Source organism: Bradyrhizobium rifense (assembly GCF_008123425.1).
Classification (GTDB): Bacteria; Pseudomonadota; Alphaproteobacteria; order Rhizobiales; family Xanthobacteraceae; genus Bradyrhizobium; species Bradyrhizobium rifense.
The window spans coordinates 144,941-169,285 of record NZ_VSSS01000014.1 but is presented as its reverse complement, the minus strand read 5'-3'; the positions used below and the strand labels follow the sequence as shown (position 1 = coordinate 169,285).

The 24,345-nt window shown below is 61.8% G+C and carries 24 protein-coding genes; 14 read left to right on the top strand and 10 right to left on the bottom strand.

Going from position 1 to position 24,345, the window contains the following annotated elements; all coding sequences use genetic code 11:
• Positions 1 to 136 precede the first annotated feature (136 nt).
• Genes FXB40_RS07995 through FXB40_RS07985 form a run of 3 tightly spaced genes read left to right on the top strand, consistent with a single transcriptional unit; the run spans position 137 to position 3,268 of the window.
• Positions 137 to 1,537 carry an MFS transporter gene (locus FXB40_RS07995; RefSeq protein ID WP_148771658.1) on the top strand — a complete coding sequence of 467 codons (1,401 nt, stop codon included), beginning with the start codon at positions 137 to 139 and terminating at the stop codon, positions 1,535 to 1,537.
• Complete coding sequence (locus FXB40_RS07990) at positions 1,534 to 2,025, top strand: hypothetical protein (protein ID WP_148771657.1); 492 nt, start codon at positions 1,534 to 1,536, stop codon at positions 2,023 to 2,025. Before FXB40_RS07995 ends, FXB40_RS07990 begins: the two co-directional genes overlap by 4 nt.
• 13 nt (positions 2,026 to 2,038) lie before the next feature.
• Positions 2,039 to 3,268, top strand: a complete 1,230-nt coding sequence (locus tag FXB40_RS07985) for a metal-dependent hydrolase family protein (protein WP_148771656.1) — start codon at positions 2,039 to 2,041, stop codon at positions 3,266 to 3,268.
• 1,229 nt (positions 3,269 to 4,497) lie between these two features.
• Here FXB40_RS07985 and FXB40_RS07980 read toward each other — a convergent pair.
• The 10 genes from FXB40_RS07980 to FXB40_RS07935 form a co-directional block, all read right to left on the bottom strand.
• The gene (locus FXB40_RS07980) at positions 4,498 to 5,259 is read right to left on the bottom strand and encodes an SDR family NAD(P)-dependent oxidoreductase (RefSeq protein ID WP_148771655.1); all 762 of its coding nucleotides are present in this window, start codon (positions 5,257 to 5,259) and stop codon (positions 4,498 to 4,500) included.
• A gap of 21 nt (positions 5,260 to 5,280) precedes the next feature.
• A complete protein-coding gene (locus FXB40_RS07975) occupies positions 5,281 to 7,020 on the bottom strand; it encodes a nitrilase-related carbon-nitrogen hydrolase (protein ID WP_148771654.1) in 1,740 nt (579 codons plus the stop codon).
• A 14-nt stretch (positions 7,021 to 7,034) separates the two neighbouring features.
• Positions 7,035 to 8,024, bottom strand: coding sequence for an acetamidase/formamidase family protein (locus tag FXB40_RS07970; RefSeq protein ID WP_148771653.1), 990 nt, complete (start codon positions 8,022 to 8,024; stop codon positions 7,035 to 7,037).
• A 30-nt stretch (positions 8,025 to 8,054) separates the two neighbouring features.
• Positions 8,055 to 8,783, bottom strand: coding sequence for an ABC transporter ATP-binding protein (locus FXB40_RS07965; RefSeq protein WP_148771652.1), 729 nt, complete (start codon positions 8,781 to 8,783; stop codon positions 8,055 to 8,057).
• Positions 8,776 to 9,492, bottom strand: coding sequence for an ABC transporter ATP-binding protein (locus FXB40_RS07960; protein WP_148771651.1), 717 nt, complete (start codon positions 9,490 to 9,492; stop codon positions 8,776 to 8,778). Before FXB40_RS07960 ends, FXB40_RS07965 begins: the two co-directional genes overlap by 8 nt.
• Positions 9,492 to 10,556, bottom strand: a complete 1,065-nt coding sequence (locus tag FXB40_RS07955; protein ID WP_148771650.1) for a branched-chain amino acid ABC transporter permease — start codon at positions 10,554 to 10,556, stop codon at positions 9,492 to 9,494. Before FXB40_RS07955 ends, FXB40_RS07960 begins: the two co-directional genes overlap by 1 nt.
• A 15-nt stretch (positions 10,557 to 10,571) precedes the next feature.
• On the bottom strand, positions 10,572 to 11,444 hold the full coding sequence (locus tag FXB40_RS07950; protein ID WP_148771649.1) for an ABC transporter permease subunit: 873 nt from the start codon (positions 11,442 to 11,444) through the stop codon (positions 10,572 to 10,574).
• A gap of 114 nt (positions 11,445 to 11,558) precedes the next feature.
• Complete coding sequence (locus tag FXB40_RS07945) at positions 11,559 to 12,800, bottom strand: urea ABC transporter substrate-binding protein (RefSeq protein WP_148771648.1); 1,242 nt, start codon at positions 12,798 to 12,800, stop codon at positions 11,559 to 11,561.
• Between the two features lie 10 nt (positions 12,801 to 12,810).
• Positions 12,811 to 13,476: an ANTAR domain-containing response regulator gene (locus tag FXB40_RS07940; protein WP_148771647.1), complete on the bottom strand. Its 666-nt coding sequence runs from the start codon at positions 13,474 to 13,476 to the stop codon at positions 12,811 to 12,813.
• Positions 13,473 to 14,633: a transporter substrate-binding domain-containing protein gene (locus FXB40_RS07935; protein WP_148771646.1), complete on the bottom strand. Its 1,161-nt coding sequence runs from the start codon at positions 14,631 to 14,633 to the stop codon at positions 13,473 to 13,475. The genes FXB40_RS07940 and FXB40_RS07935 overlap by 4 nt, the downstream gene beginning before the upstream one ends.
• Here FXB40_RS07935 and FXB40_RS07930 point away from each other — a divergent pair.
• The 11 genes from FXB40_RS07930 (at position 14,625) to FXB40_RS07875 (ending at position 24,344) form a co-directional block, all read left to right on the top strand.
• Entirely contained in the window at positions 14,625 to 14,852 is a 228-nt protein-coding gene (locus FXB40_RS07930; protein ID WP_148771645.1) for a hypothetical protein, read from the top strand. The two genes, FXB40_RS07935 and FXB40_RS07930, sit on opposite strands and share 9 nt — an antisense overlap.
• Before the next feature lie 385 nt (positions 14,853 to 15,237).
• Positions 15,238 to 16,014, top strand: a complete 777-nt coding sequence (locus FXB40_RS07920) for an ABC transporter ATP-binding protein (protein WP_148771644.1) — start codon at positions 15,238 to 15,240, stop codon at positions 16,012 to 16,014.
• Entirely contained in the window at positions 16,011 to 16,733 is a 723-nt protein-coding gene (locus tag FXB40_RS07915; RefSeq protein WP_148771643.1) for an ABC transporter ATP-binding protein, read from the top strand. Before FXB40_RS07920 ends, FXB40_RS07915 begins: the two co-directional genes overlap by 4 nt.
• Positions 16,734 to 16,735: 2 nt before the next feature.
• Complete coding sequence (locus FXB40_RS07910) at positions 16,736 to 17,650, top strand: branched-chain amino acid ABC transporter permease (protein WP_148771642.1); 915 nt, start codon at positions 16,736 to 16,738, stop codon at positions 17,648 to 17,650.
• A gap of 3 nt (positions 17,651 to 17,653) precedes the next feature.
• Positions 17,654 to 18,727 carry a branched-chain amino acid ABC transporter permease gene (locus tag FXB40_RS07905; protein ID WP_148771641.1) on the top strand — a complete coding sequence of 358 codons (1,074 nt, stop codon included), beginning with the start codon at positions 17,654 to 17,656 and terminating at the stop codon, positions 18,725 to 18,727.
• Positions 18,728 to 18,755: 28 nt separating this feature from the next.
• Positions 18,756 to 19,943, top strand: a complete 1,188-nt coding sequence (locus tag FXB40_RS07900; RefSeq protein ID WP_148771640.1) for an ABC transporter substrate-binding protein — start codon at positions 18,756 to 18,758, stop codon at positions 19,941 to 19,943.
• Between the two features lie 90 nt (positions 19,944 to 20,033).
• Complete coding sequence (locus FXB40_RS07895) at positions 20,034 to 20,762, top strand: LamB/YcsF family protein (protein ID WP_148771639.1); 729 nt, start codon at positions 20,034 to 20,036, stop codon at positions 20,760 to 20,762.
• Positions 20,763 to 20,798: 36 nt separating this feature from the next.
• A complete protein-coding gene (locus FXB40_RS07890; protein WP_148771638.1) occupies positions 20,799 to 21,041 on the top strand; it encodes an acetyl-CoA carboxylase in 243 nt (80 codons plus the stop codon).
• Positions 21,042 to 21,057: 16 nt separating this feature from the next.
• Positions 21,058 to 22,458 (top strand): acetyl-CoA carboxylase biotin carboxylase subunit, encoded by a 1,401-nt coding sequence (locus tag FXB40_RS07885; RefSeq protein ID WP_148771637.1) that lies wholly within the window; start codon positions 21,058 to 21,060, stop codon positions 22,456 to 22,458.
• 43 nt (positions 22,459 to 22,501) lie between these two features.
• A complete protein-coding gene (locus tag FXB40_RS07880; RefSeq protein ID WP_148771636.1) occupies positions 22,502 to 23,377 on the top strand; it encodes a 5-oxoprolinase subunit B family protein in 876 nt (291 codons plus the stop codon).
• Positions 23,367 to 24,344, top strand: a complete 978-nt coding sequence (locus FXB40_RS07875) for a 5-oxoprolinase subunit C family protein (RefSeq protein WP_148771635.1) — start codon at positions 23,367 to 23,369, stop codon at positions 24,342 to 24,344. Before FXB40_RS07880 ends, FXB40_RS07875 begins: the two co-directional genes overlap by 11 nt.
• Position 24,345 lies beyond the last annotated feature (1 nt).

The following is a 24,345-nucleotide window of genomic DNA, read 5'->3' as shown; positions in this document are numbered from 1 at the left end:
GAAAATAAATACCGGCGCCCCCTTTTTGCAAAGAATTTTGCAGAATCGTCGAAGCGGCAGGTCGAGGGCCAATATTCTGAGTGCAATTGGATCCAATCGATTGGCGCCAAAGGTGCGCCCAAGGGGAGTGTGATGTATGTCTCAGATTGCTCAACGCCTTGAGCGGCTGCCTTTCGGTCGTTTTCACTACAAGCTCCTCCTGATGGGAGGATTGGGATACATGTTCGAGGCGGTCGACGCCGCCATCATTGCATTCCTCTTGCCGGTGGTGCGACCGCTCTGGGGTCTAACCAGCGTCGAGACCGGTGTCCTCGCAAGCAGCACTTTTTTCGGTTTCCTCGTCGGCGCGTTGACCGCCGGCGCACTCGGTGACCGCTATGGACGCCGCAACATCATGATGTGGGCGCTCGTGCTGTTCTGTGTCTCCGCTTTCGTAAGCGCGTTCGTCAACAACTGGCACCACTTCTTCGCACTCAGGGTGATTGGAGGAATTGGGATGGGCGCGGAGGCCGCCATCATCGCCCCATTCCTATCGGAATTCGTAAGCGCCAACCGGCGAGGTAGCTTTACGGCATCGCTCGCAGGATTCTTCTCTTTTGGGTTCGTAACGGCTGCTCTCATCGGATATTTCATCGTCCCGCTGGGTGATAACGGTTGGCGATACGCAATCGTGGCGACCGCTCTCCCTGTCATTCTCGTTCTTTGGTGGCGCCGCTCGGTCTACGAGTCTCCACGCTGGTTGGAAAGCCGCGGCAGACACGCAGAAGCCGAAGCTATCGTTGCGAACATCGAAGCGGATTTCGCGCAACGCGGCGTCAAACTTCCGCCGGTTCCTGCATCGGGGGCGGTCGTTACAACTCCCGCAGCGAGCCTCGGCGAGACTTTCAAGGTTTTATGGTCGCCAAAGCTGCGGCGTATAACGATCATGACCTGGCTGCTTTGGCTCTCTGTGACCTTCTGTTCCTATCTGTTCTTTACCTGGATTCCCGGTCTGCTGGTCGAACGCGGCATGACGATTACCAAGAGCTTCTCCTTCTCAATCCTGATCTATCTCGCTCAAATCCCGGGATATTTCTCCGCAGCTTGGGTCTGTGAACGGATCGGCCGTCAATACACGATCGTGTCTTACATGGCTGGCGCGGCACTTTCGGCTCTTGCCTTGGCCACAGTCCAGACCGATCAGCAGGTGTTGGCTATGAGCATCCTGCTGTCGTTCTTTATCAACGGCGTCAATGCCGGTGAGTATGCCTACACGCCGGAAGTTTTTCCAACTCGTGTCCGGGCAACAGGAGTTGGGACCGCATCGGCAATCGGTCGCATTGGCGCAATCAGTTCCCCGATTCTTGTGGGCTACATCTATCCAATCGCCGGCTTTGCGGGTGTATTTGGGATGACTACGGCCGTCCTGCTCGCAGGCGCACTCTCTGTCACCACACTTGGAATTCCGACCAAAGGGCGCTCGCTCGAGGAGATCGAGAGCACGGAATTTACGGCTGCCCTTCTCCCTGTCGAGGGTGCCGAGGAGTTCCGCGCGTGACCAAGGGCCTGACGGAAACGCAATTCCATCGCTTGGCAGCCTTCAATGCAGCTGTTGCACGTGCGACCGACCCCAGCCTTATGATGACGCTGGGGGAAACGGCTTTTCAGCGAGAATTCGGACACAAGCTCTTCACGCTCCTGAAAATCGACCGCAACGCCGGCCTCATGCGCCGGCTCTACTCGAGCAACGCGGAGATCAACCCCGTAGGGGGCACCAAGCCGATCGAGGCAAGCAACTGGACTCAACGCGTTCTCGTCGAAGGTCTCCACTACGTCGGCCGAAACCGCTCCGATCTCAAGAGCGTGTTCGCCGAACATGAAACGCTATTCGATGTTGGGTGCGAAAGTGTGCTCAACACGCCGATTCTATCGCGAGGACAGGTTATCGGCTCGATAAACATCTTGGACATTGAAAATCACTACACGGAAGACATGTGCCCATTGACCAGCCTTTACGGCCAATGCCTGACACAAGTCTTCCTTTGATCTGAGAGACCCGATGTCGATTTTATTCAAGAATGCGCTTGTCGTAGACGCGACCGAGCTCGGCGCGCGGGATGGTGCCGTATACGTTGAGAACGGTCAGATCAGAGATGCTGCATTCTCCGGCCGCGTTCCCGAAAATTGCCAGGTCTTCGACTTGAAAGGCAAAAGCCTGATGCCGGGGCTGATCGATTGCCATGTTCACGTCGTAGCAAGCATGATGAATCTCGCCCAAAACGCGGCACTGCCCGATTCTCTTGCCGTTCTTCGCACTGTACCGATCATGCGCGGCATGCTGGAGAGAGGTTTTACTACGGTACGCGATGTTGGCGGCGCCCCTGTCGCACTCGCAGATGCACAAGCGCAAGGCCTAATTGCCGGCCCCAAGCTCATCGTCTGCGGCAAGGCATTGTCCAAGACGGGTGGACACACCGACTTCCGACAAAAATACGATGTGCGCGAACCGCATCGCAACGATCGTCGATTTGGATCGCTCGGCCGCATCGCAGACGGTCCAGAGCAAGTACGTCACGCCTGTAGAGAAGAGCTCCGACAAGGCGCGCGCTTCATAAAAGTGATGGCCAACGGCGGCGTCGGAAGCCCGACCGACCCAATCGATTGGTTCGGCTATTCCGAGGATGAGCTGCGTGCCGCTGTTAGCGAGGCCCGTGATGCGCACACCTACGTGTCAGCTCACCTGTATACTGCAGCGGGAATTAGGAGAGCAGTCGAGTGCGGCGTCCATTCCCTAGAACATTGCAACCTCATTGACGAGGAAACGGCAAAGCTCGCCGCCGTTGCAGGTGCAGTTGCGGTCCCGACATTGACCATTTTCGAGGCTCAGGCCCGCGAGGGAGAAAAGCTGGGCTTGCCGAAGGAAAACCGGCCCAAGCTCGACATGGTCTGGTCTGCGGGCTTCAAGAGCATCGAGATCTTGCGCAATGCAGGCGTCAAGATGGCCTATGGCACTGACCTGCTCGGCGAGACACACGAATACCAGAACGAGGAATTTAGGTACCGGTCGGAGGTTCTGTCACCAACCGAGGTGCTTGCCAGTGCGACAACGACCGCGGCCGAGTTGATCGGCGCTAGAGAAAGGCTCGGCGTTATCCGCGAGGGAGCAATCGCAGACCTTCTTGTCGTCCAAGGAAACCCTTTACGCAACATCGGCCTCCTTGCGGCTCCCCTACACAGCATAAGGATGGTTGTTCAAAACGGGATTGTTGTGATCGACCGTGGATTCTAAATCCAGGCTTGTTCGCATCTTTCCTGCGGAGACCGGAATAGGCACCAATCTTGCGCGCCGCAGACTACAACTTGCACCAGGTCTTCCAGAGATTCATGGACCTTTTGTCTCCTGCCCCATGATTCTGAGGATTTCGCGGAATCGACGGCTGTCACAGCAACAGAATTCGATCTGTCCTGGTTTGCCTACTTGGCGCTATCTTCGGGCGGCCGGTATCGGCTTATTGGGGTAGACACTGTTTGCCGTTTCGAATGAGTAGTCCAGATCGGCGCCGGGCCCAATGACCGCTTCGAGTGGATCATGATTACTACAAGATGAATAGAGCACTCACCGCAGAGGGCCCTTGTGGCTGGCGACGTGCGCACGTTGGTGGGGTCCCGAGAGGCGGAAAGCCTGCCTGCGTCCCCGACAGTTCAAATCCCGGAGGCGCAACTATCGACATTGATCGCGCACAAGTCGCGCTTTCCCCCAAACTTTCGCCTGAGCTTGAGGGGCGAATCCTTTCCCGCTGACGAGGCGCTACCATTGAGCGAAACGAATCGCAAAAGATCGAAGCAACGCGAGCAAAATCGTGGAAATTTGGTAGCGGGAGAGGGACTCGAACCCCCGACATCAATTTTTGTCTCACTGCAGTTCACATTGCTCTTCTCGATCAGCCGAACACGGAGTTCTGCGCATGAGGGGCGCTATCAACTCCAAGCCTCACGCGAATGCCCTACCCTTACGGCGCCACTCTTTAGACCATCAGGCTTCTGCGGACGTGTCAGATCAGTCCAAAACGACCGGCTTCACACTTGCCCACAATAGATTCTTCTAGATCTCCCGGTGCACACGTCGTGCACACGCCGCCTTTTAACCAATTGAAAAACCTGAACTCTCGCTCCAATCCATCATCGGGGCCACGGAAAAGCGATAGTCCTGCGATTTCAATTGGTTATAACATCCTCTTCACACTCGCCCCCGTTATACTATTTCCGCGAAAATAGTATAGCCGCCGGACGTGCACATGATCGCCTGCCGTTGCACTCGTTTTCGAAGATGATGGCGAGGTATGCGCCATTTTGCTCCTGCGCTGTGAAGCCGGTCTTTTCGGCTATTCCCCAAAGCACGCTGTACGTCTCAAGCGCGGCAGAGCTCTCGGCGAGCAAGCGATGACTTTCGCTCCAATCCATCAGGGGCAAGTTTTGAGCTATCGAGGTCCAATGCGAGGCAAACGCCGATACGTTTTCCTACAACTGCACCCCACGCGTGAGTGCGCCGTCGACGACAAGATTTGTGCCCGTGATGAAGCTGGCCGCGCGGCTGGCGAGAAACACCACGGCGTTGGCCATTTCCTGCGGCGTTCCCATCCGTCCCGTCGGGTTGAGGGCTAATGCAGTCTTGTAGAGCTCGGGGTTGTTGTCCTTGATCATGTTCCAGACCCCGCCATCGAAATAGGTATTTCCCGGGGAGACCGAGTTCGCGCGAATACCCTTCCCTGCGAGCTGATTGGCCAGTCCCTGCGTGTAGTGGATGATCGCCGCCTTGAAGGTGCCGTAGGGACCCGCGGCGAAATCGACCTCGCGCCCTGAGACGCTGGAAATGGTGACGATCGCGCCGGCGGCACTCTTCTCCAGATAGGGCATGGCCGCATTCACCAGCCGAACCGTACCCATCATATCGGTCGCAAACTCCTTCTCCCAGCTTTCGTCGTCCTGCCCGATGGCAAGCGCGCTGACATTGGCGACGACGACATCGATGCCGCCGAGCTTGGCCGCCATATCGCCGACCCAGGCCTTCAGTGCTGCCGCATCGGAGACGTCGACCGCACCTCCATAGGCCGCGATGCCATTGGCCTTGAGCGCGGCAGTCGTGCTCTCGACCTCGGCCAGATTGCGCGAGCACACGCCGACATTGGCGCCTTCGGCGGCAAATGTCTCGGCGATCGCGCGGCCGATTCCCTTGGTGCTTCCCGTGATGAGAACCTTGGCGCCCTTCAGTCCCAGATCCATGGTCGGATTCCTTTTCCTGGTTCAGTAATTGTTCGCAGTCACCTTCACCAATCCACGATAGCTGTGCGGCATGCGCATCGAAACCAGATCCTTTCGACGCACGACATTGGTCGGATAGACGCTGTCCAGATTGGTCGTGTCGACCAGTGCGGTTGCAATGCCCGTGGCGTCGGTCGCGATCGCCTCCCGCCGCGGAAACGCGAACGTGTCCGGACCGAACACGCCGCTCAACCCGGGATAGCCGCGCTCGGGATCGACGACATTGGCGAAGGCGAAGAACAAATTGTTTTCGCCGGCGCGAACGCGGAAATGATGCCAATGATGCGGATCCGGACCGGTCGGAATCGGCTTCGGCTGCTCGACCTCCGTCCCGGCATGCGACGAACTGAAGCGCCCCCTAATCGCGGCGGGACACGCAATGAGATCGCAGCCGCGTAGCGCCAAGACCCGGCCCGCTTCTGGGAAAGATGCATCGTGACCGATCATTAGCCCGATGCGGCCGATCGGCGTGTCAACGACGGTCCAACCGTCACCGGCCGTGGCCCAGCTTCGCTCGTCGGCCGCCAGATGCGTCTTGCGATAGACGGAGATGCTTCCATCGGGCGCGACCAGGCAGGCACTGTTGTAGACCAGATCGTCGCTGCGCTCGGCGAGGCCGCAGATGAGATAGAGGCCAAGATCCGCCGCAAGCTCGCCGAGGCTAGCAGTCGCCGGCCCCGGTATCGGCTGCGCCGACTTCGCGGGATCGGTCAGGCCCGTCACTGCCAGCTCCGGAAAGACGACAAGCTCCGCCCCCTCCTCTTTTGCCGCGCGCGCGTGCGCCTCGATCTCCTTCAGATTTTGAGCAGCGTCATCACCAGGCGCAAATTGCGCGACGCTAACCTGCGACGTCTTGCCGGCGGGCCAAGGCTCGTGACCGTAGAGACGGAAGAAGTCACGCGGATTCCAGCTGAATGTGTCGGTGAGCAATTCCGGATAGAGCTCCGGCCGTCGCTGCGCGAACACGGTCTCACCGAGCACGCGGCGCACGCGGGCGGCGTCGAGGTCGATCTCGGACAGCAGGACTCCATCGCCCTTGTCAAGCACGGCCGTCACCTGCCCATCCGGCGCGATCACGCAGCTGCCGCCGCTGAATTGTACCGTGCGTTCGAGCCCCCATCGATTGCTCTCGATGACGTAGCAGCCGTTCTCGAAGGCGCGGCTGATCCAGTAAGGCGCAGGCGTCCGCTCGGCCAGCCAGTTGGAGATATGGCAGATGACGTCCGCGCCCCCGAGCGCCATCAGTCGCGCAGTTTCCACGAAATGGATGTCCATACAGATCAGCAGTGCGATCCGCCCGATCGGCGTCTCGAACACCTGATTATGCAGATCGCCCGCCGCCGCCCATTTCGGCTCGGAGATATAGGGATGCGTCTTGCGATGGCGACCGACAACGCCGTCGGGGCCGATCAGGACGGCTGTGTTGAAGTAGATGCCGTCCTCATCGACCTCCGGCATGCCAACCACGATGTAACAGGCGTGCTTGCGCGCCAGCGCCGCGAAACGGTTCGTGGTCGGCCCCGGGATCGTCTCGACAAACGGTGCGACCTCGGCACGGTCAAACCAGCAATAGCCCGTCGTTCCCATTTCCGGCGTGACGATCAGCTTGGCGCCGGCAGCCGCCGCCTGCTCGCAGAAATCGAGAAGGCGCGCAATGTTGCGCTCCTTCTCGAACATGGTCGGCTCGAACTGGACGGCGGCGACTATGTGTATGCGCGGCATGGCCTGGCTGGTCCTCAAACGAGAAAGGACTTCTTGATGGAGGCGCCGAGCGTATATTTGGGATCGACCATGTTGCCGACACGCATGCGTCCGGCCTGAGTTAGCAGCATGTAGGCGTCGATCTCGTCGAAGCCGTAGTCGGCCGCCATCCAGCGGCAGAGCTCGCGATAGGCGATGCGGGCGGCATCCTCCATCGGCCGCGCCGAGCCAATGGTCATGATGAACTCCTTCGTCTCGAGCCGTGGCCACGCAATGGTCCAGCCCTTGATCAAGTCAATCTGGACTGTGGTCACGGTCGGATGCTCGATGGCGACGCCGCAGAGCTCGCCGTCGCCTTGTGCGGCATGGCAGTCGCCGAGATAAAGTAGCGCACCCTTGGTGTTGACCGGCAGGTAAATGACGGCGCCGACACCGACATCGGGAAGGTCCATGTTGCCACCATAATAGTCCGGAACCAGCGACGAGATCGCCTCAATCTCCGGCGAGGTGCCGATGGTGCCGATGAACGGCTCATAAGGAAGCGTGATCTTGTCGTTCCACTTCGTTCCGGTCTTGGCATCGATCACCAGCTTCTTCACGCGCTCGGGCAGCGCCGGATTGAGCAGCGCGGTCTGTCCCGTGCTGACCAGGCCGCCGAAGTCCGGCATGACCACGGTGGTGCCGCACGGCTGCGGCCCGCGCGGCACGATGCTTTCGATATAAACGGCCAGCACGTCGCCTTTCTCGGCGCCATTGACGTGGATCGGTCCGTTCTGCGGATTGAGGAACGGGAAGTTGAGGATCTTCGACGGGCTATCGGTCTCGTGCTTGATTGCGCCTTCGAACGCGTCATGCGTCTCGGCGGAGACGACGGCGCCCGGATCGACCGTCAGCACCGGCTTCACATAGGGCCCGTAGACATAGTGGTACTTGCCTTGCTCGGTTTCGGTGATCGTGTATTCCTTGCCGCGCTCGCCCTTGGCGAGACCCTTGCGGGCCATAATCGAATCATTTTGCCAGGCCATTGCTGTTCTCCTTGGTTATAGGCGTCGCTTTCAAACCGCGAGGTGGCGGCGCATCTCCGCCTCATCGTCGAGCGCGGAGCGATCGAGACTCGCGACGATGCGGCCTTTGTCCATGACGTAGCAGCGCTGCGCCATGGCGCGGATCATGTCGAGATTCTGCTCGACCAGGATCATGGTCACGCCAGTCCTGCGGTTGAGCTCGACCATGTTGCGTGCGATGTCCTGGACGATGTTGGGCTGGATGCCCTCCGACGGTTCGTCCAGCAGGATGAGACTCGGATCGGCAATCAGGACTCGCCCGATCGCGAGTTGCTGTTGCTGGCCGCCGGACATGGTGCCCGCACGCTGGGTCCAGCGCTCGGCGAGAATCGGAAACGCCTCGACGATCTTGCGCCGACCCGCCTCGGGGATGCCGCTGCCCTTGATCGCGGCGCCGACAGCGACGTTCTCGCCGACGGTCAGCCGCGGGAACACGTCGCGCCCCTGCGGCACGTAACCCATGCCGAGGCGAGCCCGCTTGTACGCCGGGAGAGATTCCACCGCCTCGCCGCGATAGACGACCGAGCCGCTCATCGCAGGCACCAGCCCGATCAGGCTCTTCATCAGCGTGGACTTGCCGACACCGTTGCGTCCAATGACAGCGACGATCTCGCCTTCCCGCACCTCGATCTCGAGGCCTTGCAGGACGGGCTTGCCGCCATAGCCGGCGCGCAGAGCCAGCGTCGACAGGATGACTTCCTTGCGCGGCCTATCAAGCATGAGCCTGCCCCAGATAGATCGCCGCGACACGCTCGTCGGCCACGATCTCGTCGATCGAGCCTTGCGCAAAGACCTGGCCGAGATGCAGCACGGTCACGCGCTGGGCAACCTGGCGTACGAAGGCCATGTCGTGCTCGATCGCCAGCACAGTCATGCCATCGGCATTGAGCCGCTGCACCATTTCACCCGTCATGTGGGTTTCTTCCGGAGACATGCCGGCGGTCGGCTCGTCGAGCAACAGAAGACTTGGTTTCAAGCTGATCGCCATGCCGATCTCAAGCCACTGCTTCTGGCCGTGGCTAAGATTGCCGGCCGTCTGCGCCTGCTCGCTCGCCAGTCCGAGGAAGACGAGCAGTCTGTCGATCTCCGCTTCGAGTTCCCTGCCGCGATGCCGGCTCTGCAAGGCGATCTCGAGGTTCTGGCGGACGGATAGGCCCTTGAAGACTCCAGGCACCTGGAACTTGACCGACAGTCCGCGGCGAATCCGCGCAAAGGCCTTCAGCGCCGTGATGTTCTCTCCCGCGAAGAGGACATCGCCGCTGCCAGGATGGTGCTCGCCGAGGATCAGGCGAAACAGCGTGCTCTTGCCGGCGCCGTTCGGGCCAATCAGGCAATGGATCTCACCCGCCTCCAACGTGAGGTCAACGGCATTGGTGACGTGCAGGCCGCCGAAATGCTTGTTCAGTTTACGAAGCTCGAGCAGCGACATCAGCCGGCCCTTTGGGTGATGCGCGCGGCGAGCCGTCCGAGCCAGTTCATCGTCCCCAGCACGAGACCGTTCGGGGCGATGAGGACGGTCAGCACCAGCAGCACACCCATGAAGACGAGCGCATACTGGCTGCCGTAGATCGTGAGCGCCTGGAATGCCGCCAGCACGACCAGCGTGCCGACCACGGTCGAGGTCAGATCACTGCGGCCGCCGACGGCAACCCAGATCAGCGGCAGCGCCGCCGCCGTCATGCCCATGCTCGACGGCGTGATATATTGTCCCCACGCCGTGTAGAGCACGCCCGACATCCCCGCGAGCACGGCGCCGATGACGAAAGTGATGAGCTGATACTTGCGCACATCGTAGCCCAGCATCTCCGCCCGTTCCGGGTTCTCGCGAATCGCGACGATCACGTTGCCGAACGACGAGTTCATCAGGATGCGCAAGGCCAGATAGACGAAAACCAAAAGGCCAAGCACGAAATAATAGAGCCCAACATCGGCGAATAGCACGATCGGTTCGCCCGGCCACGGGATGGTCAGAGGCGGCATCGCGCTCATGCCGTTGAAGCCGTTGAGCCGCGCGCTACCAATATGCCACTCCGGTCCCGCAGTCTGCGCCATGAAGCGCTCCAGCATCAGGGTCACGGCGAGCGTGACGATGCCGAGAAATACGCCGGCGATGCGTCCGAAGAACATGAAGTAGCCGAGCAAGGCCGCAAAGAACGCCGCAATCGCGACCGACGCCACCAGCGCCACCAATGTGAATCCATAGGCCGAACCGAAATTGAGGGTCAGGACGCCGTAGCCGTACCCCGCGATGCCGAAGAACGCGGTTTGCCCGAAAGACAGTGAGCCGCCATAGCCCCAGATCAGGCAGAGGCTGAGAGCGATGAACACCCAGACGAAGAAGTAGACGGTGTTGCCGACCGTGTAGCCGTCGCTGAACAGCGGATAAGCGACCGCGATCATCATCACGACGGCAAACAGGCTCCAGAAGGCCGGACCACGACCGACGGTCTGCGGGCCTTCGAGACGACGAAAGAAAGAGACGAAACCGGTCACGACGCCATCACTCCGTCAGGTGCGTTCGCGCAGCACGAAGCCGGAGATGCCCTTCGGCAGCACCCGGACCACAATGATGACGGCGACCAAAAGACCGATCTGACCGAATAACTGCCCTTGCCAGGACGTCATCCCCGACTTCACGATCGCAAGCAGGCCGCCGGCAGGCGCCGTGCCGAGGAACACGTCTGCGCCTCCGATCACCACGGTGACGAATGCCTCCATGATGAAGGTGGCGCCCATGGTGGGCACCAGCGTCATGGTCGGCGCATAGAGGCCACCGGCAAGGCCGGCGAGTCCCGCCCCGCAGGCGAAGGTGAGGCTGTAGATCAGGCGGGTGTCGACCCCGAGCGCGGCGGCCATATGCGGGACCTGAATGGTGGCGCGCGCCAGCACGCCGAAGCGGGTCCAGTTGAACAGCGCGTAGAGCCCGGCCAGCACGCCGAGCGCGGCGCAGAACAGCACGATGCGATAGATCGAATAGGAATAGTCACCAACTTGAAAGCTGCCGAACGGCGTGCCAACGCCGGCCATGGTCGATCCGACCATGATCAGCGTGCCCTGCGTGGCGATCAGGCTGAGGCCCCAAGTCGCGACGATGGTGTCGAGCGGCCGGTCGTAGAGATGGCGGATGACCGCAAGCTCGACCAGGACGCCGACGAGCGCGGATACGACCGTGCCTGCCAGGATGCCCAGCGGCAGCGGCAAGCCCGCATGCGCGGTCGCGGCCGTCACATACGCACCGCACATGATGAACTCGCCATGGGCGAGATTGATCACGCCCATCATGCCGAAGATCACCGCGAGCCCGCAGGCCGAGAGCACCAGGAACGCGAAGGCGTCACCGAATTGATAGAGCGCCGAAAAGACGTGGGTCGCGATATCCATGAACCAACCAGTCTGTAGGAAGACGCGGCGTCACCGCCGCAGATGTCCGTGATCGCCCCGGCCCGCCGGCAACGCCGGGGCGTGCCCGGAGGGCCGGAGCGATCAGCCGCCGGGTCAGGGTTTCGGCGGCGGATTCGACGGCGTGTACTGGGCCATCGGATCCTTCTTGGTGAGATCGCAGCCGGCCTCACCCAACCAGTATGGCTTGATGTCCTCCCAGGTCTTCGGGAAGGAGATCGAATGATCGGCACCCACCTTGGCCAGATAGATCGTGTGCGACATATGCTGGCTCTTGGGGTCGATGCAGACCTTGCCCTCCGGCGCATCCATGCAGACATCTCCCATCGCGATCACCTTTCGGATGTCCTCGCGCTTGGTCGATTTTGCCCGCTCCACCATCTGCTTGTAGAGATAGACGGCGAGATAGGAGTTTTCCGCCTCCTGGTTCACATAGGGCTCGCTCGGAAATTTCGCCTTGAACTTGGCGTAGAACGCCTTGCTCTTCGGCGAGTCGATCTCCTCGATGTAGTTGGTGGTGACGTACATGTCCTTCAGGCTCGGCGGCTTGAAGCGCTTGTGCTCGTAGCCCTGGCCGACGTTGACGGAGGAGGCCATCGGCAGGTTGACGTTGGCAGAAGCCGCCTGCTCGTAGTAGGAGGCCTGTGCAGTGCCGACCAGCAGCGTGACCACGAAGTCGGGCTTGGCCTTCTGGATGTTCTGGATGCTCTGCGAGAATTGCGACACGCCGAGCGGAATGAATTCCTCGCCGGCCATCTTGCCACCGTTCTCCTTGACGATCTTGCGCACCCACTCCGCCGAGATCTGGCCGAAATTGTAATCGGCCGCCAGCGTGTAGACGTTCTTGCCGTACTTCTCCATCATGTAGGGGATCAGCGTGGAGAACTGCTGCTCGGGCACCGCGCCGGTGACGATCATGTGGCCGTCGCAGACGCCGCCTTCATACTGATTGTTGTAGAAGGCAAAGCCGTTGAACTGATCGACGATCGGGCGATAGGCCTCGCGCGAGGCCGAAGAGAAGCCGGCAAACACGACGTCGACTTTGTCGCGCTGGAGCACGCGCCGCATGAACTCCTGGTAACGGGTGTTGTCGGATTGGGTGTCGTAAGGAACGAGCTCAAGCGGCCGGCCCATGATGCCGCCGGCCTTGTTGATTTCCTCGGCGGCAAGCTCGATGGCGTGGACCTTGCCGATGGTGGCCGCAGCGAAGTCGCCGGACTGGTCCTCCAGCACGCCGAGCTTGATCGGGTTCTCGGCCGCTTGTGCCAGGGTGGATCCGAGGACAAGCGTCCCCGTGAGGGCTGCGGCACGCAGCCCCCGCAATACAGACTTGCTCATTTTGCTTCTCCTAGATGGCTTGCTTGTCGCCGCCTTGCAGCATGATGCCGGTCGTGCGGCCCGTCGTATCGGGCGGCTTCGCCCGCTTGTTCAGAAACTCCTCGCAATAGAGTTCCATGTTCTGCCGCGCGCGCATGCTTTCGCGACGGAGCCGGGAATAGGCACCCTCCTCGTCAAAGCCGTCCTGCTGCATCAGCTGGATGACGGCCCGGATCACCGCGCGGCGGCCGCGACGGCGCTCCTCGAGGTCCTGAAGGCGCTCAAACATTTCGGCGCGCAGCAGGAACTGGTTGATGCCCATGAAAAGCGACGTATAGACCGCGCCGCCATGCACCGGCTTGCGCAGGAATGAGGTGGCACCGAGATTGACCAGCGCCTTGAGCCGGCTTGGCGCCTCGACGCCGACGAGCCCGATCACCGGCACCGGCGGCAGCCGCGAGGCCGGGTTGACCTCGATCGCAACCGCGCCTTCGAGATCGCCATCGACGAACAGGATGTCCCGATCGGCCTGAAAGCTCGCAACGTCGATCTGCGCGTGGCCATCGATGATCTCCGGATATTCAGTGGAGACCCCGAGCTTGGCGAGCGTCGTTTCGAGCGTGCTTTCCCATCCGCCTCGCCGGGTGACGACGATGGCGCGGCCGCCCTTGAAGTTCTGCAGCAGTCGGAAGCTCATGATTGCACCACCTTCAACAGCGGAGAGCGCATCGCGCTGGCAAAGCGCGGCGACGACTGAACAAGATACGGATCGGGCGCGATCGGCTCGCGGGATTCCAGCAGCACCTCGAACTGGCCGTTGGCGGCCGAGCGGCCGATCCGTGGCGTGAGCCAGGCATGAAAGGTCTGTCGGTCGATACGGACTTCTCCTTGCGGGGCGCGCAGTCGTTGATCGGCCACGGCGGCGCGCACCGTGCGGGCGTCGTCAGTCCCGGCCTGTGACAATGCCGCTGCGAGCAGCTTGACGGCGATGTAGGAGGATTCAGCATCTGCCGACGAGACCGGCCCGTTCGGAAAGGACGTCGTGTAGGCGCGAATGAACGCAGCATTTTCCGGCGAATTTAACGAAGAGAAATAGACACTCGAGGACAGGTGTCCGTCGACCGCGTCCGGGCCGATCTCCGGCAATTCCGGCTCCGACAGCGTGCAGCTCGCGACCGGAATTTCGGCGGCCTGATCGATGCCGCGGGCTCGGCAGGCGGCACGGAACGCGCGGAAGAAGGCATAGGCACTGGTGCCGATCAGATTGTTGAAGACGAAATCGGGTCGCTGATCGATGATGGCTGCGATCACCTGGTCGACCTCGGTATCGCCGACCGAAAGATAGCGCTCGGCGAGCACGGCGCCGCCGCGCGCTATCAGCGCCTCGCGAAAGATGCGGTTGTTCTCCCAGGCCCAGATGTAGTTGGAGCCCACGCAGAAAGCGCGAGAGCCGACCCGGGATGCCAGGTAATCGACCAACGGCAGCACGTGCTGGTTCGGCGCGGCGCCGGTGTAGATGACGTTATCGGAACTCTCGAAACCCTCGTAGTGAGACGGATACCACAGCAATCCATCGAACTTCTCGAAGCACGGGATCACCTCCTTGCGGCTCGACGAGGTGTAGCAGCCGACCACCTGGCGAACGCCGGACCCCAGGAGTTCGAGGCTGAGCGAACGATAACGAGCGAGGTCGCCGGAGGGATTGACCACGACCGGCTCCAACACGATGTCGCCACCGCTCGCATTGACCTCCTGGAAGGCCAGCAATGCGCCATTGAGGATCGAGCGCGCGACGACGCTATAGGAGCCCGTCGTCGAGAACATCACGCCAATTCGATACCGCTTTTGCGTCATCACTCGATCCAAAACAAAAAAGCGCCCGTCGGCTGTGAAGCCGAGGGCGCCCTCGCCGCCAACCAAACACGCGATGAAAGCGTGGCGTTGGAAATGGTTGAACTCACCGCGTTGATGGGCCGTCTTGCCCTACGCTTGCACGATACGGTCGTTGAGATCGGATACTATGTCAAGCGCGTTGTTGCAGCGGAAACTGCCGCAATTCGTGCCGGCCTGTAGCAAAACTGTGCAAGGTGGAAGCGTAGCTCGAGTTCGTCCGCCGCGACGATTGCAGCTTCTCCTGGTTCTTCTACGACTTTGCAGCCGCCGTCAGCTTCATGGAGCACGAGCCCGCCGTGGCTGAGCTCCAGGCATCCTGGCTCGATGGGTATCGCGCGATCACGTCGGCTTCGCACGAAGATGAAGTCATGCTGACCATTTTCGTGATGGAGTCTTGCGGCGGCTCCGGAGCGCCACGGCGCGGCGCTGCGCCGCTACGAAATATTCCCGGAACGTCAGCGTCATCACAATTTCCGATATCGGCGAACGATATTTCGAATTTTACAAGCGTCTCCCGCAACGCAAAACTCCGCTTGTGATTGGCGGCGAGTGAGAAGGCGTTGAGATGACTTCCGGTGGCTTGGAGTTGGGCGCTCGCGACGTCAGCGTCCAATTCGAAGGCTTGAAAGCGCTGTCCAAAGTTACGCTTACAGTACCGCGGGGACGCATCACGGGACTGATCGGCCCCAACGGCGCCGGGAAGACGACACTTATCAACGTGCTGACAGGGTTCCAGCCGGTCGGCACAGGGACCGTCGATCTGGAAGGCGAGGTGCTCAACGGCATCGCGGCCCACAAGTTGCGACGCAAGGGTGTCGCGCGCACGTTTCAGTCCGGCCGACTTTTCCGCGACCTGCCGGTCGTGGACAATCTCGAGGTCACGGGCGTGGGGATGGGCCAGACGCGGCGCGAGGCGATCACGGAGGCCGAGCGCGTGATGACCTGGCTTGGCATATCGCACCTCGGCAGTACGATCGCTGGCGCCCTGCCCTACACCGACGAGCGCCGCGTCGCTATCGGCCGCGCCATCATGTGCACGCCGCGCTATCTGCTGCTCGACGAACCTGCGGCCGGCATGTCCGAGCATGAAAGCCACGACCTAGCCGTCATCATCCGGCGGATCGCCGGCGAACTCGGCGTCGGCGTGCTGCTGATCGAGCACAACATCGGCCTTGTGCTCGAACTCTGCGAGCGCATCTTCGTGCTCGATTCCGGCGAGATCATCGAAGTCGGCGCGCCTGCGCAGATCCGCGACAGCGACGCGGTCCGGCACGCCTATATGGGCACGCAGCGCGACGAAGTGATTCCGGCGCTCGCGGCCGAGATGGGCGCTGCATCATGACGCTGCTCGCCGTCGACGACATCACCGTAAGCTACGGGCGCCTCACGGCCTTGCGCGGCGTCACGCTGAAGATCGCCGAAGGCGAGGTTCTGTTCGTGACAGGCCCCAACGGCGCAGGCAAGTCGACCCTGCTGAACGCGATCGCCGGCGTCGTGCCGGCGGGCTCGGGCTCCATCACCATGGACGGTGCGAAAGTGACGGGCGCCTCGCCGGAGGACATCGCCCGGCGGGGATTTTCGCTGGTGCCGGAAGGACGCAACGTCTTCGGCGCACTGAGCATCGAGGAAAATCTCAAGGTCGGCACCGGCATGCGGGCCGACAGGCACAAGATCGCCGGCGACCTCGAATCCGTCTACGCCGAATTTCCGATGCTGGCCGATCGCCGTCACACTGCGGCCGGCATGCTATCCGGAGGTCAGCAGCAGATGCTCGTCATCGGCCGTGCGTTGATGACGGCTCCGCGCATCATGGCCATCGACGAGCCTTCGCTGGGGCTTGCACCCAAGATCATCGATCAGGTTTACGAGATCCTCGTGCGGCTACGGGCGCAGCGCAAGCTGACGCTGCTGATCGTCGAGCAGAGCTCGACGCGCGCCATGATGACCGGCGGACGCATGATCCTGATCCGCGGCGGCCGTATCGTCCTCGAGGGCGCCGCCGCCGACATGATCAAGGACGAACGTCTGAAGCAGGCCTATTTCGGCTTCGGAGACCATTGAGAATGACGGCGGTTCTGCAGATCATCTTCGACGCACTGAGCCTCGGCAGTCTCTATGCCCTGGGCGCGCTCGGCATCGCGCTGATCTTCGGCGTCATGCGGCTCGTCAACTTCGCCCATGGCGACTTCATCGCCTTCTGCGTGTTCGCAATGCTATGGCCGTCGATCGATGCAACGGCAGTCGTATTTGCCGGCATGCTGCCGTTCTATCTCCTGATTCCACTCTTGCTGATGATCGGCGCGGCACTGTCGATCCTGTCGGAGATCGTCGTATTCCGCCGTTTCCGCAACACCAATCCGGCGACGATGATGATCGCGTCCTTCGCCCTTGGATTCGTCATTCGGCACTTGATGCTGATGCTCTATTCGAGCCGACCGAAGTCGATCACGCTGTGGCCAAGCCTCGGCCTCCCGGTTGATTTTCTCGGCGCCCACATCCCGATGCTCCAAGTCGTGACCATCGTCATCACGCTGGCCGCGCTCGCTGTGCTGGTGCTATTCCTCAAGCGCACGCGCTATGGCCTCGAGATGCGCGCTGCGGCCGAAAACTTCACCATGGCACGCATGCTTGGCGTCCGTGCCAACGGCGTCATCCTGCTGGCCTTTGCCATCAGCGGCATGCTGGCCGCGGCGATCGGATTGATCCTGGCCACCATCTCCGGCACCGCCGACATCAACATGGGCGCCAATGTCATGCTGATCGCCTTCATTGCCACGGTGATCGGCGGTCTCGGCAGCGTACCCGGCGCCGTCGCCGGGGGCTTCATCATTGGCGCGGCCAGCGTCGTCTTCCAGGCAACATTGCCGCACGACGCGCGCGTCTTTCGCGATGCTTTCGTCTATGGCGCGGTGATCGTCGTCCTTCTGGTGCGGCCGCAAGGCCTGTTTGCACCGAAATCCGCCAAGCAGAGGGTCTGATCGATGTCAAAGCGGCCGTCTGTCATCCGGCAAACGATGCTGACACCGATCGTCCTGATCGTCGTGCTGCTCGTCATGGCCGCCCTGAGCTACCAGTTCGGCACCCGCGCGTTCAACCGAACTGCCGTCGAGATGTTCATCAACATCATGGTGGTCGTCGGCCTCTACGTCTTTGTCGGCAATTCGGGCCTGCTGTCGTTCGGTCACATCAGCTTTATGTGCCTCGGCGCCTACATGACCGCATGGCTCGCGATTCCGCCCGTGATGAAGTCGATCACGCTCAAGGGACTGCCCGCGTGGCTGCTGCACACGCAACTGCCGATGTGGGTCGCCACACCCATTTCGGGCGTGTTCGCCGCCCTGTTCGCGCTCATCGTCGGGCGCGTCATCATGCGCCTGTCTGGAATTGCAGCTTCGATCGCGACCTTCGGACTGCTCGGCGTCGTCAACAACGTCTATTCGAACTGGGATTCGGTCACAGGCGGACAAGGTTCGATCGTCGGCATACCGCCAACCATGAACGTATGGATCGGCTGGCTGGGTGCCGCAGTTGCGATCGTGATCGCCTATCTCTACGCGATTTCCCGCTCCGGGCTCGCGCTTCGCGCCACACGCGATGAGTCCGTTGCCGCCAGCGCCTCGGGCATCGATATTGTCCGCGAACGGCTGATCGCGTTCGTGGTCAGCGCGTTCATCATCGGCATCGCCGGTGCGCTCTACGCGCACTTCCTGAGCATCGTCAACCCCGGTGCCTTCTATCTGCGGACGACCTTCATCACCCTGTCGATGCTGGTCGTCGGCGGCATGTACAGCCTCAGCGGCGCCGTCACCGGCGTCGTCACGATCTCGGTGCTGATCGAATTGTTCCGCAACCTCGAGAAGGGCATCAGCCTTGGCGCACTCAAGGTCGCACTGCCGAACGGGGTCCAGGAGATCGCGATCGGCATCATCACCATCGTCATCCTGATGTACCTGCCGACCGGCCTCACCCGCAACCAGGAGTTCTCCTGGCGCGGCTGGCCGATGCTGCGACGTTTGTCACGCCCGGTGCGGACCGCGATGAAGGAACTGAACTGAATTTCACTGCACAACTGGAGGAATGGTTATGCGTCTTACGAGAATACTGGGCATCCTGACTGGAGTGTCCGCACTCTGGTTCACACCGGCCAAAGCAGCCGACGAGATCGTCATCGGATTTGCGACCGCAGCGTCAGGCTTCATGCAGGCTTATGACAAGCCGGCACAAGATGCGGCCATGATCCGCATCGACGAGATCAACAAGGCGGGCGGCTTGCTCGGCAAGAAGATCAAGGCGGTTTTTGCCGATACCAAGACCGATCAGGCTGAAGGCGCGAAGGCCGGCCTCGCCGTGCTCGACCAGGGCGCGGATCTCGTGGTCGTCTCCTGCGATTACGATTTCGGCGCGCCGGCAGCGCTCCAGGCGCAAGCGGCCGGCAAGGTCTCGTTCTTCCTCTGTGCCGAATCGATCAAGGCGGGCATCCCCGGCGTCGGTCCCTACTCGTTCTCCGGCTCCGTTCTGGCGGCCGTGCAGGGCGCGACCATGGCGGAATGGGCCTACAACAAGAAGAATGCCCGCAGCTTCTACCGGCTGCTCGACAGCTGGACCGTCTACAACAAGGGTATCTGCGATGGCTTCGACTGGATGATGCCGAAGCTGAAGGACGCGACGCTGGCCGGAAGCGACACCTTCAAGAATGATGACGCTTCGATCGCGTCCCAGATCACGCGCATCAAGAGCCTGCCGAAGGAGCCCGACGCCATCATGGTCTGCACCATGATGCCGGGCGCGGTTTCGGCTATCAAGCAGATCCGGGCCGCCGGCATCAAATCGATGATCCTCAACGGCTCCAGCATGGACGGCAGCTACTGGCTGAACGCCATTCCGGATCTGTCGAATTTCTACGTTCCGGTGCAGGGCTCGATCTACGGCGACGATCCCAATCCGAAGGTCAACGAGTTCAACAAGAAGTACAAGGACGTGACGGGTGGCGATCCGTCCAGCCAGTACGTCTATCCCGGCTATGTCCTGATCGACGTCTGGGCCAAGGCGGTCGAGCGTGCCAAGACCACCGATGCTCCGGCTGTCGTCGCGGAACTGGAAAAGATGAACAGCGAGGCTACGCTGTTCGGGCCGCGTACCTTCAACAAGGACATCCACCATCAGAACCAGGGCCGCTACCTGATCATCGACACCGAGGCCGGCAAGCCGAAGATGGTCGATCAGTGGACGATCTCGGAGAAGATCCCGGTCGACTATCTGGTGTCGAAGTAAGCTGGCAATGCGCCGCCCGCGGTGCCTCGCGCACCTGCGGGCGGCCGCACCCCTTGGACCGAACGCAAGCCGTTGAGAGGAAACAGGAGAATGGTCGTGATTAATTGCGACATGGGCGAGGCCTATGGCCTCTACAAGATGGGCGACGACAAGGCTCTGATGCCCCACATCGATGTCGCCAACGTGGCTTGCGGCTTCCATGCGTCCGACTTCAATCACATGCGGAAAACGGTGCAGCTCGCCAAGCAATTCGGCGTCAAGGTCGGCGCCCATCCGTCACTCCCGGACTTGCAGGGTTTTGGACGGCGGGAGATGAAGATCGACCGCGAGGAGTTGACGAATTGCCTGCTTTATCAGATCGGCGCGCTCAAGGCATTCCTGGATGCCGAGGGCCTGCCGCTCAATCACATCAAGCCGCACGGTGCCCTCTATGGCATGGCCGCACGCAGCGAGAACATCGCGGAGGCCGTCGCGGATGCCGCTGACGTCTACAAGGTACCGCTCCTCGGCATGAAAGGTACGCTGCATCAGATGGTCTACGAGCGGCGCGGCCACACCTTCGTCGCCGAATACTACGCCGACCTCGACTACAATGCCGACGGCAGCCTCATCATCACGCGCGAGCACGAGGCCAAGGATCCGGCCGATGCGGCGTCGCGGTGCACCCGAGCCGTGAATGAAGGCAAGACCCGGTCGGTGGCCGGAAACGACGTGCTGGTCGGCGCCGACTCGATCTGCATCCACTCCGACACCCCCAATGCCGTCGCGATCGCGCACGCCGTTCGCGAGGCCGTCCGCCCCTATCTCACCGCCCGGTGAGAACGGCCCGAAGAAACGAACGACCAGGAGGACCTCATGGCAACACAGCAGATATTCTCGCCGCTGCCGGGCATATTCTATCGCAAGCCCGCGCCCGACAAGCCGGACTACAAGTCCGACGGAGACACGATCACGGAGCACGACACGATCGGGCTCATCGAGGTGATGAAATCATTCAACGAGGTGAAGGCTGGCGCGGCGGGCAAGATCCTGCGTTTCCTGGCCGAGAACGAGGAGGCCGTGATGGCCGGCCAGCCAATTGCCGAGATTGACGTTTGAGACGGTTCGCGCGTCCATGACGATCCAGAAGCTCCTCATCGCCAATCGCGGCGAGATCGCCGTCCGCATCATTCGTGCGGCGCGCGAACTCGGCATCGCGACCGTCCAGGTCTACAGCAAGGCCGACAAGGACTCGCTGGCCGTCAGGCTTGCCGACGAGTCGATCGAGATCGGTCCGCCGCAGGCTTCAAAGTCATATCTCAACCAGGCGACGATCCTCGCCGCCGCCAGAACGACCGGCGCCGACGCCATTCATCCCGGCTACGGCTTCCTGGCCGAGAACGCCGAATTTGCAGCCGCCGTCGAGGCAGCCGGACTGATCTTCGTCGGCCCGACGGCGCAATCGATCAGGCTGATGGGTGACAAGGTCGCGGCCCGGGAGGCTGCGGCTGCGGCCGGCGTGCCGACCGTCCCCGGCAGCGCTGGACGGCTGGATTCTGCCGACGCAGCCTTCGCACTGGTCGAAAAGACCGGCTTTCCCGTGATGATCAAGGCCGCGGCCGGCGGTGGCGGACGCGGCATCCGCATCGCACGTTCCGCCGAGGAATTCCATCACCTGATGCCGCAGGCACAGGCGGAAGCACTCGCCGCTTTCGGCGATGGCGGGCTCTATGTCGAGAAGCTGATCGAAGGCGCGCGGCACATTGAGGTGCAGATCCTCGGCGATGGGCGCGACGTCATCCATTGCTTCGAGCGCGAGTGCTCGCTGCAGCGACGCCGCCAGAAGGTCTGGGAGGAAGCTCCCTCGCCCTCGTTGGCACCGGCCGTTCGTGACAGACTGTGTTCGTCGGCGGTCGCGCTCGCCAGGGCCGTCGACTATCGCGGCGCCGGAACGCTGGAATATCTCTATGACGACCGCAGCCACGAATTCTACTTCCTGGAGATGAACACGCGCATCCAGGTCGAGCATCCCGTCACCGAGATGGTCACCGGCATCGACCTCGTGTGCGAAATGATCCGGATTGCCGGCGGCGAGCCGCTTCGCATCCGCCAGGATCAGGTTCGCGTCCGCGGTCATTCGATCGAAGTCCGCATCAACGCCGAGGATCCTGCAAAAGGCTTTCTCCCAAGCCCCGGCACAATCAGCGCGCTCAGCGTGCCTGCCGGTGAAGGCGTGCGCTTCGACAGCATGCTCTATCAGGGCTACACGGTGCCGCCGTTCTACGACAGCCTGCTCGGCAAGCTGATCGTGCACGACAAGGACAGGCCAAGCGCGATCCGGCGGCTCCAGCGCGCACTTGCCGAGCTCAGCGTCGAGGGCCTGGCGACGACAAAAACCCTGCACCAGGCGCTCGCGCGCGATCCCGACGTTCAGGCCGCACGCTTTCATACAGCCTGGCTCGAGCCATGGCTGGAAACCCATGCGGCCTCGCTCGGCACCGTAGCGCCATCGCCGACCGCCAAGGTCGCGCAATGACCGCGAGAGAACCCGCCCCGCCAGCAACAGGAGGCCGCTAGTCATGCAAACCCGATTTTCCTACGGCGGCGATGAGCACATCTTCGCCGAGGTCGCTGAGTCCATGTCATTGGAGGCCTTCTTCAAGGGCCTGTTCGTCACCAATGCGGTGCGCGACGCCAGGATCAAGGGCGTGACCGAGATCTGTCCGGCCAACGCGTCCTATCAGGTCAAGTTCGATCCGGATCAGATCAAGCCCGACGACCTGCTTGCAGAGCTGAAACAGCTGGATTCCGCATCTGAAACATCCGCACCGGTCATCAAGACGCGGATCATCGAAATCCCCGTGCTCTACAATGACCCCTGGACGCACGAGACCCTGATGCGCTTCCGGGAGCGCCATCAGGATCCGAACGGCACCGATCTCGAATATGCTGCGCGCATCAACGGGCTCGACGGGGTCGACGCCTTCATCAAAGCGCACTCCAGCGCGCCATGGTTCGTCTCGATGGTCGGCTTCGTCGCAGGCCTGCCGTTCCTCTACCAGATGGTGGAACGCCAGCGGCAGATCCAGGCGCCGAAATATCTGCGCCCGCGCACGGACACGCCGAAGCTCACCGTCGGGCACGGCGGATGCTTCAGCTGCATCTACTCGGTACGCGGCGCCGGCGGCTACCAGATGTTCGGCATCACGCCGATGCCGATCTACGACCCCAACCAGAAGATCAGCTATTTGCGCGACTTCATGTGCCTGTTCAAGCCGGGCGACATCGTGAAATGGAAACCGATCGACCGACCGGCCTATGACGCTGCCGTGGCCGATGTCGATGCCGGCCGTTTCGCGCCGATCATTCGCGATGTCTCGTTTTCGCTGACCGAGTTCAACAACGACATCGACGCCTATAATCGCAAGCTCGAGGGGGTTCTCCATGGCAATTAAAGTCTTGAAGCCCGGCCTTGCTACAACCGTGCAGGACCTGGGGCGTCCCGGCTACTATCACATCGGCATCCCGCTCTCCGGCGGCATGGACCGTCACGCGCTGGCCGCTGCAAACCTGCTCGTGGGCAACGAGGAAGGCGCTGCGGTCCTCGAGGCCGTGTTCATGGGGCCGGAGCTCGAATTCACCGATGACGCCCTGGTCGCAATCACTGGAGCCGAGCTGCCGCCGAAGCTCGATGGCGAGCCGCGCGAGACCTGGACGAGCTTCAAGGTGAAGCGCGGCCAAAAGCTCTCCTTCGATTTCCTCAAGCAGGGCGCACGCGGCTACATTGCAATCGCTGGCGGCATCGACGTGCCGCTTGTTCTGGGCTCGCGTTCCACCTACGCGCTCGGCGCACTCGGCGGCTTCAAGGGCCGGAAGCTCGAGGCCGGTGACGAACTTCCCATCGGCAAGGCCAGCGCACCCGTCAAGGATGGCCGCATAGTCGCGAAGGAGCTGCGCGGCCTGCCGGCAGGGATGCCGACGGAACTGCGCGTGATGCCCGGGCTTTACTGGCACCGCATCACCGAGACGGCCGGCGTTGGTTTTTTCGGCGACACCTGGAAGGTCGCGCCGGAAGCTGACCGGATCGGCTACCGCTTCAAGGGCGGCAAGCCGCTCGAATTCGTGCCGCGCGAGCCGCCCTTCGGGGCCGGTTCCGACCCCTCCAACATCACCGATGCCTGCTACCCCTACGGATCGATCCAGGTCCCCGGCGGCACTGAGCCGATCGTGCTGCACCGTGACGCGGTCTCGGGCGGCGGCTATTTCATGGTCGGCACGGTCATCGCAGCGGACATGGATTTGATCGGCCAGCTCCAGCCCAACACGCCGGTGAAGTTCGTCAAGGTCGGGATGGATGAGGCTCTTGCGGCGCGCAAGAGCCGGGCCGGGTTGCTGGGCAAGCTTCGCGGTGCTTTGGCGTAGC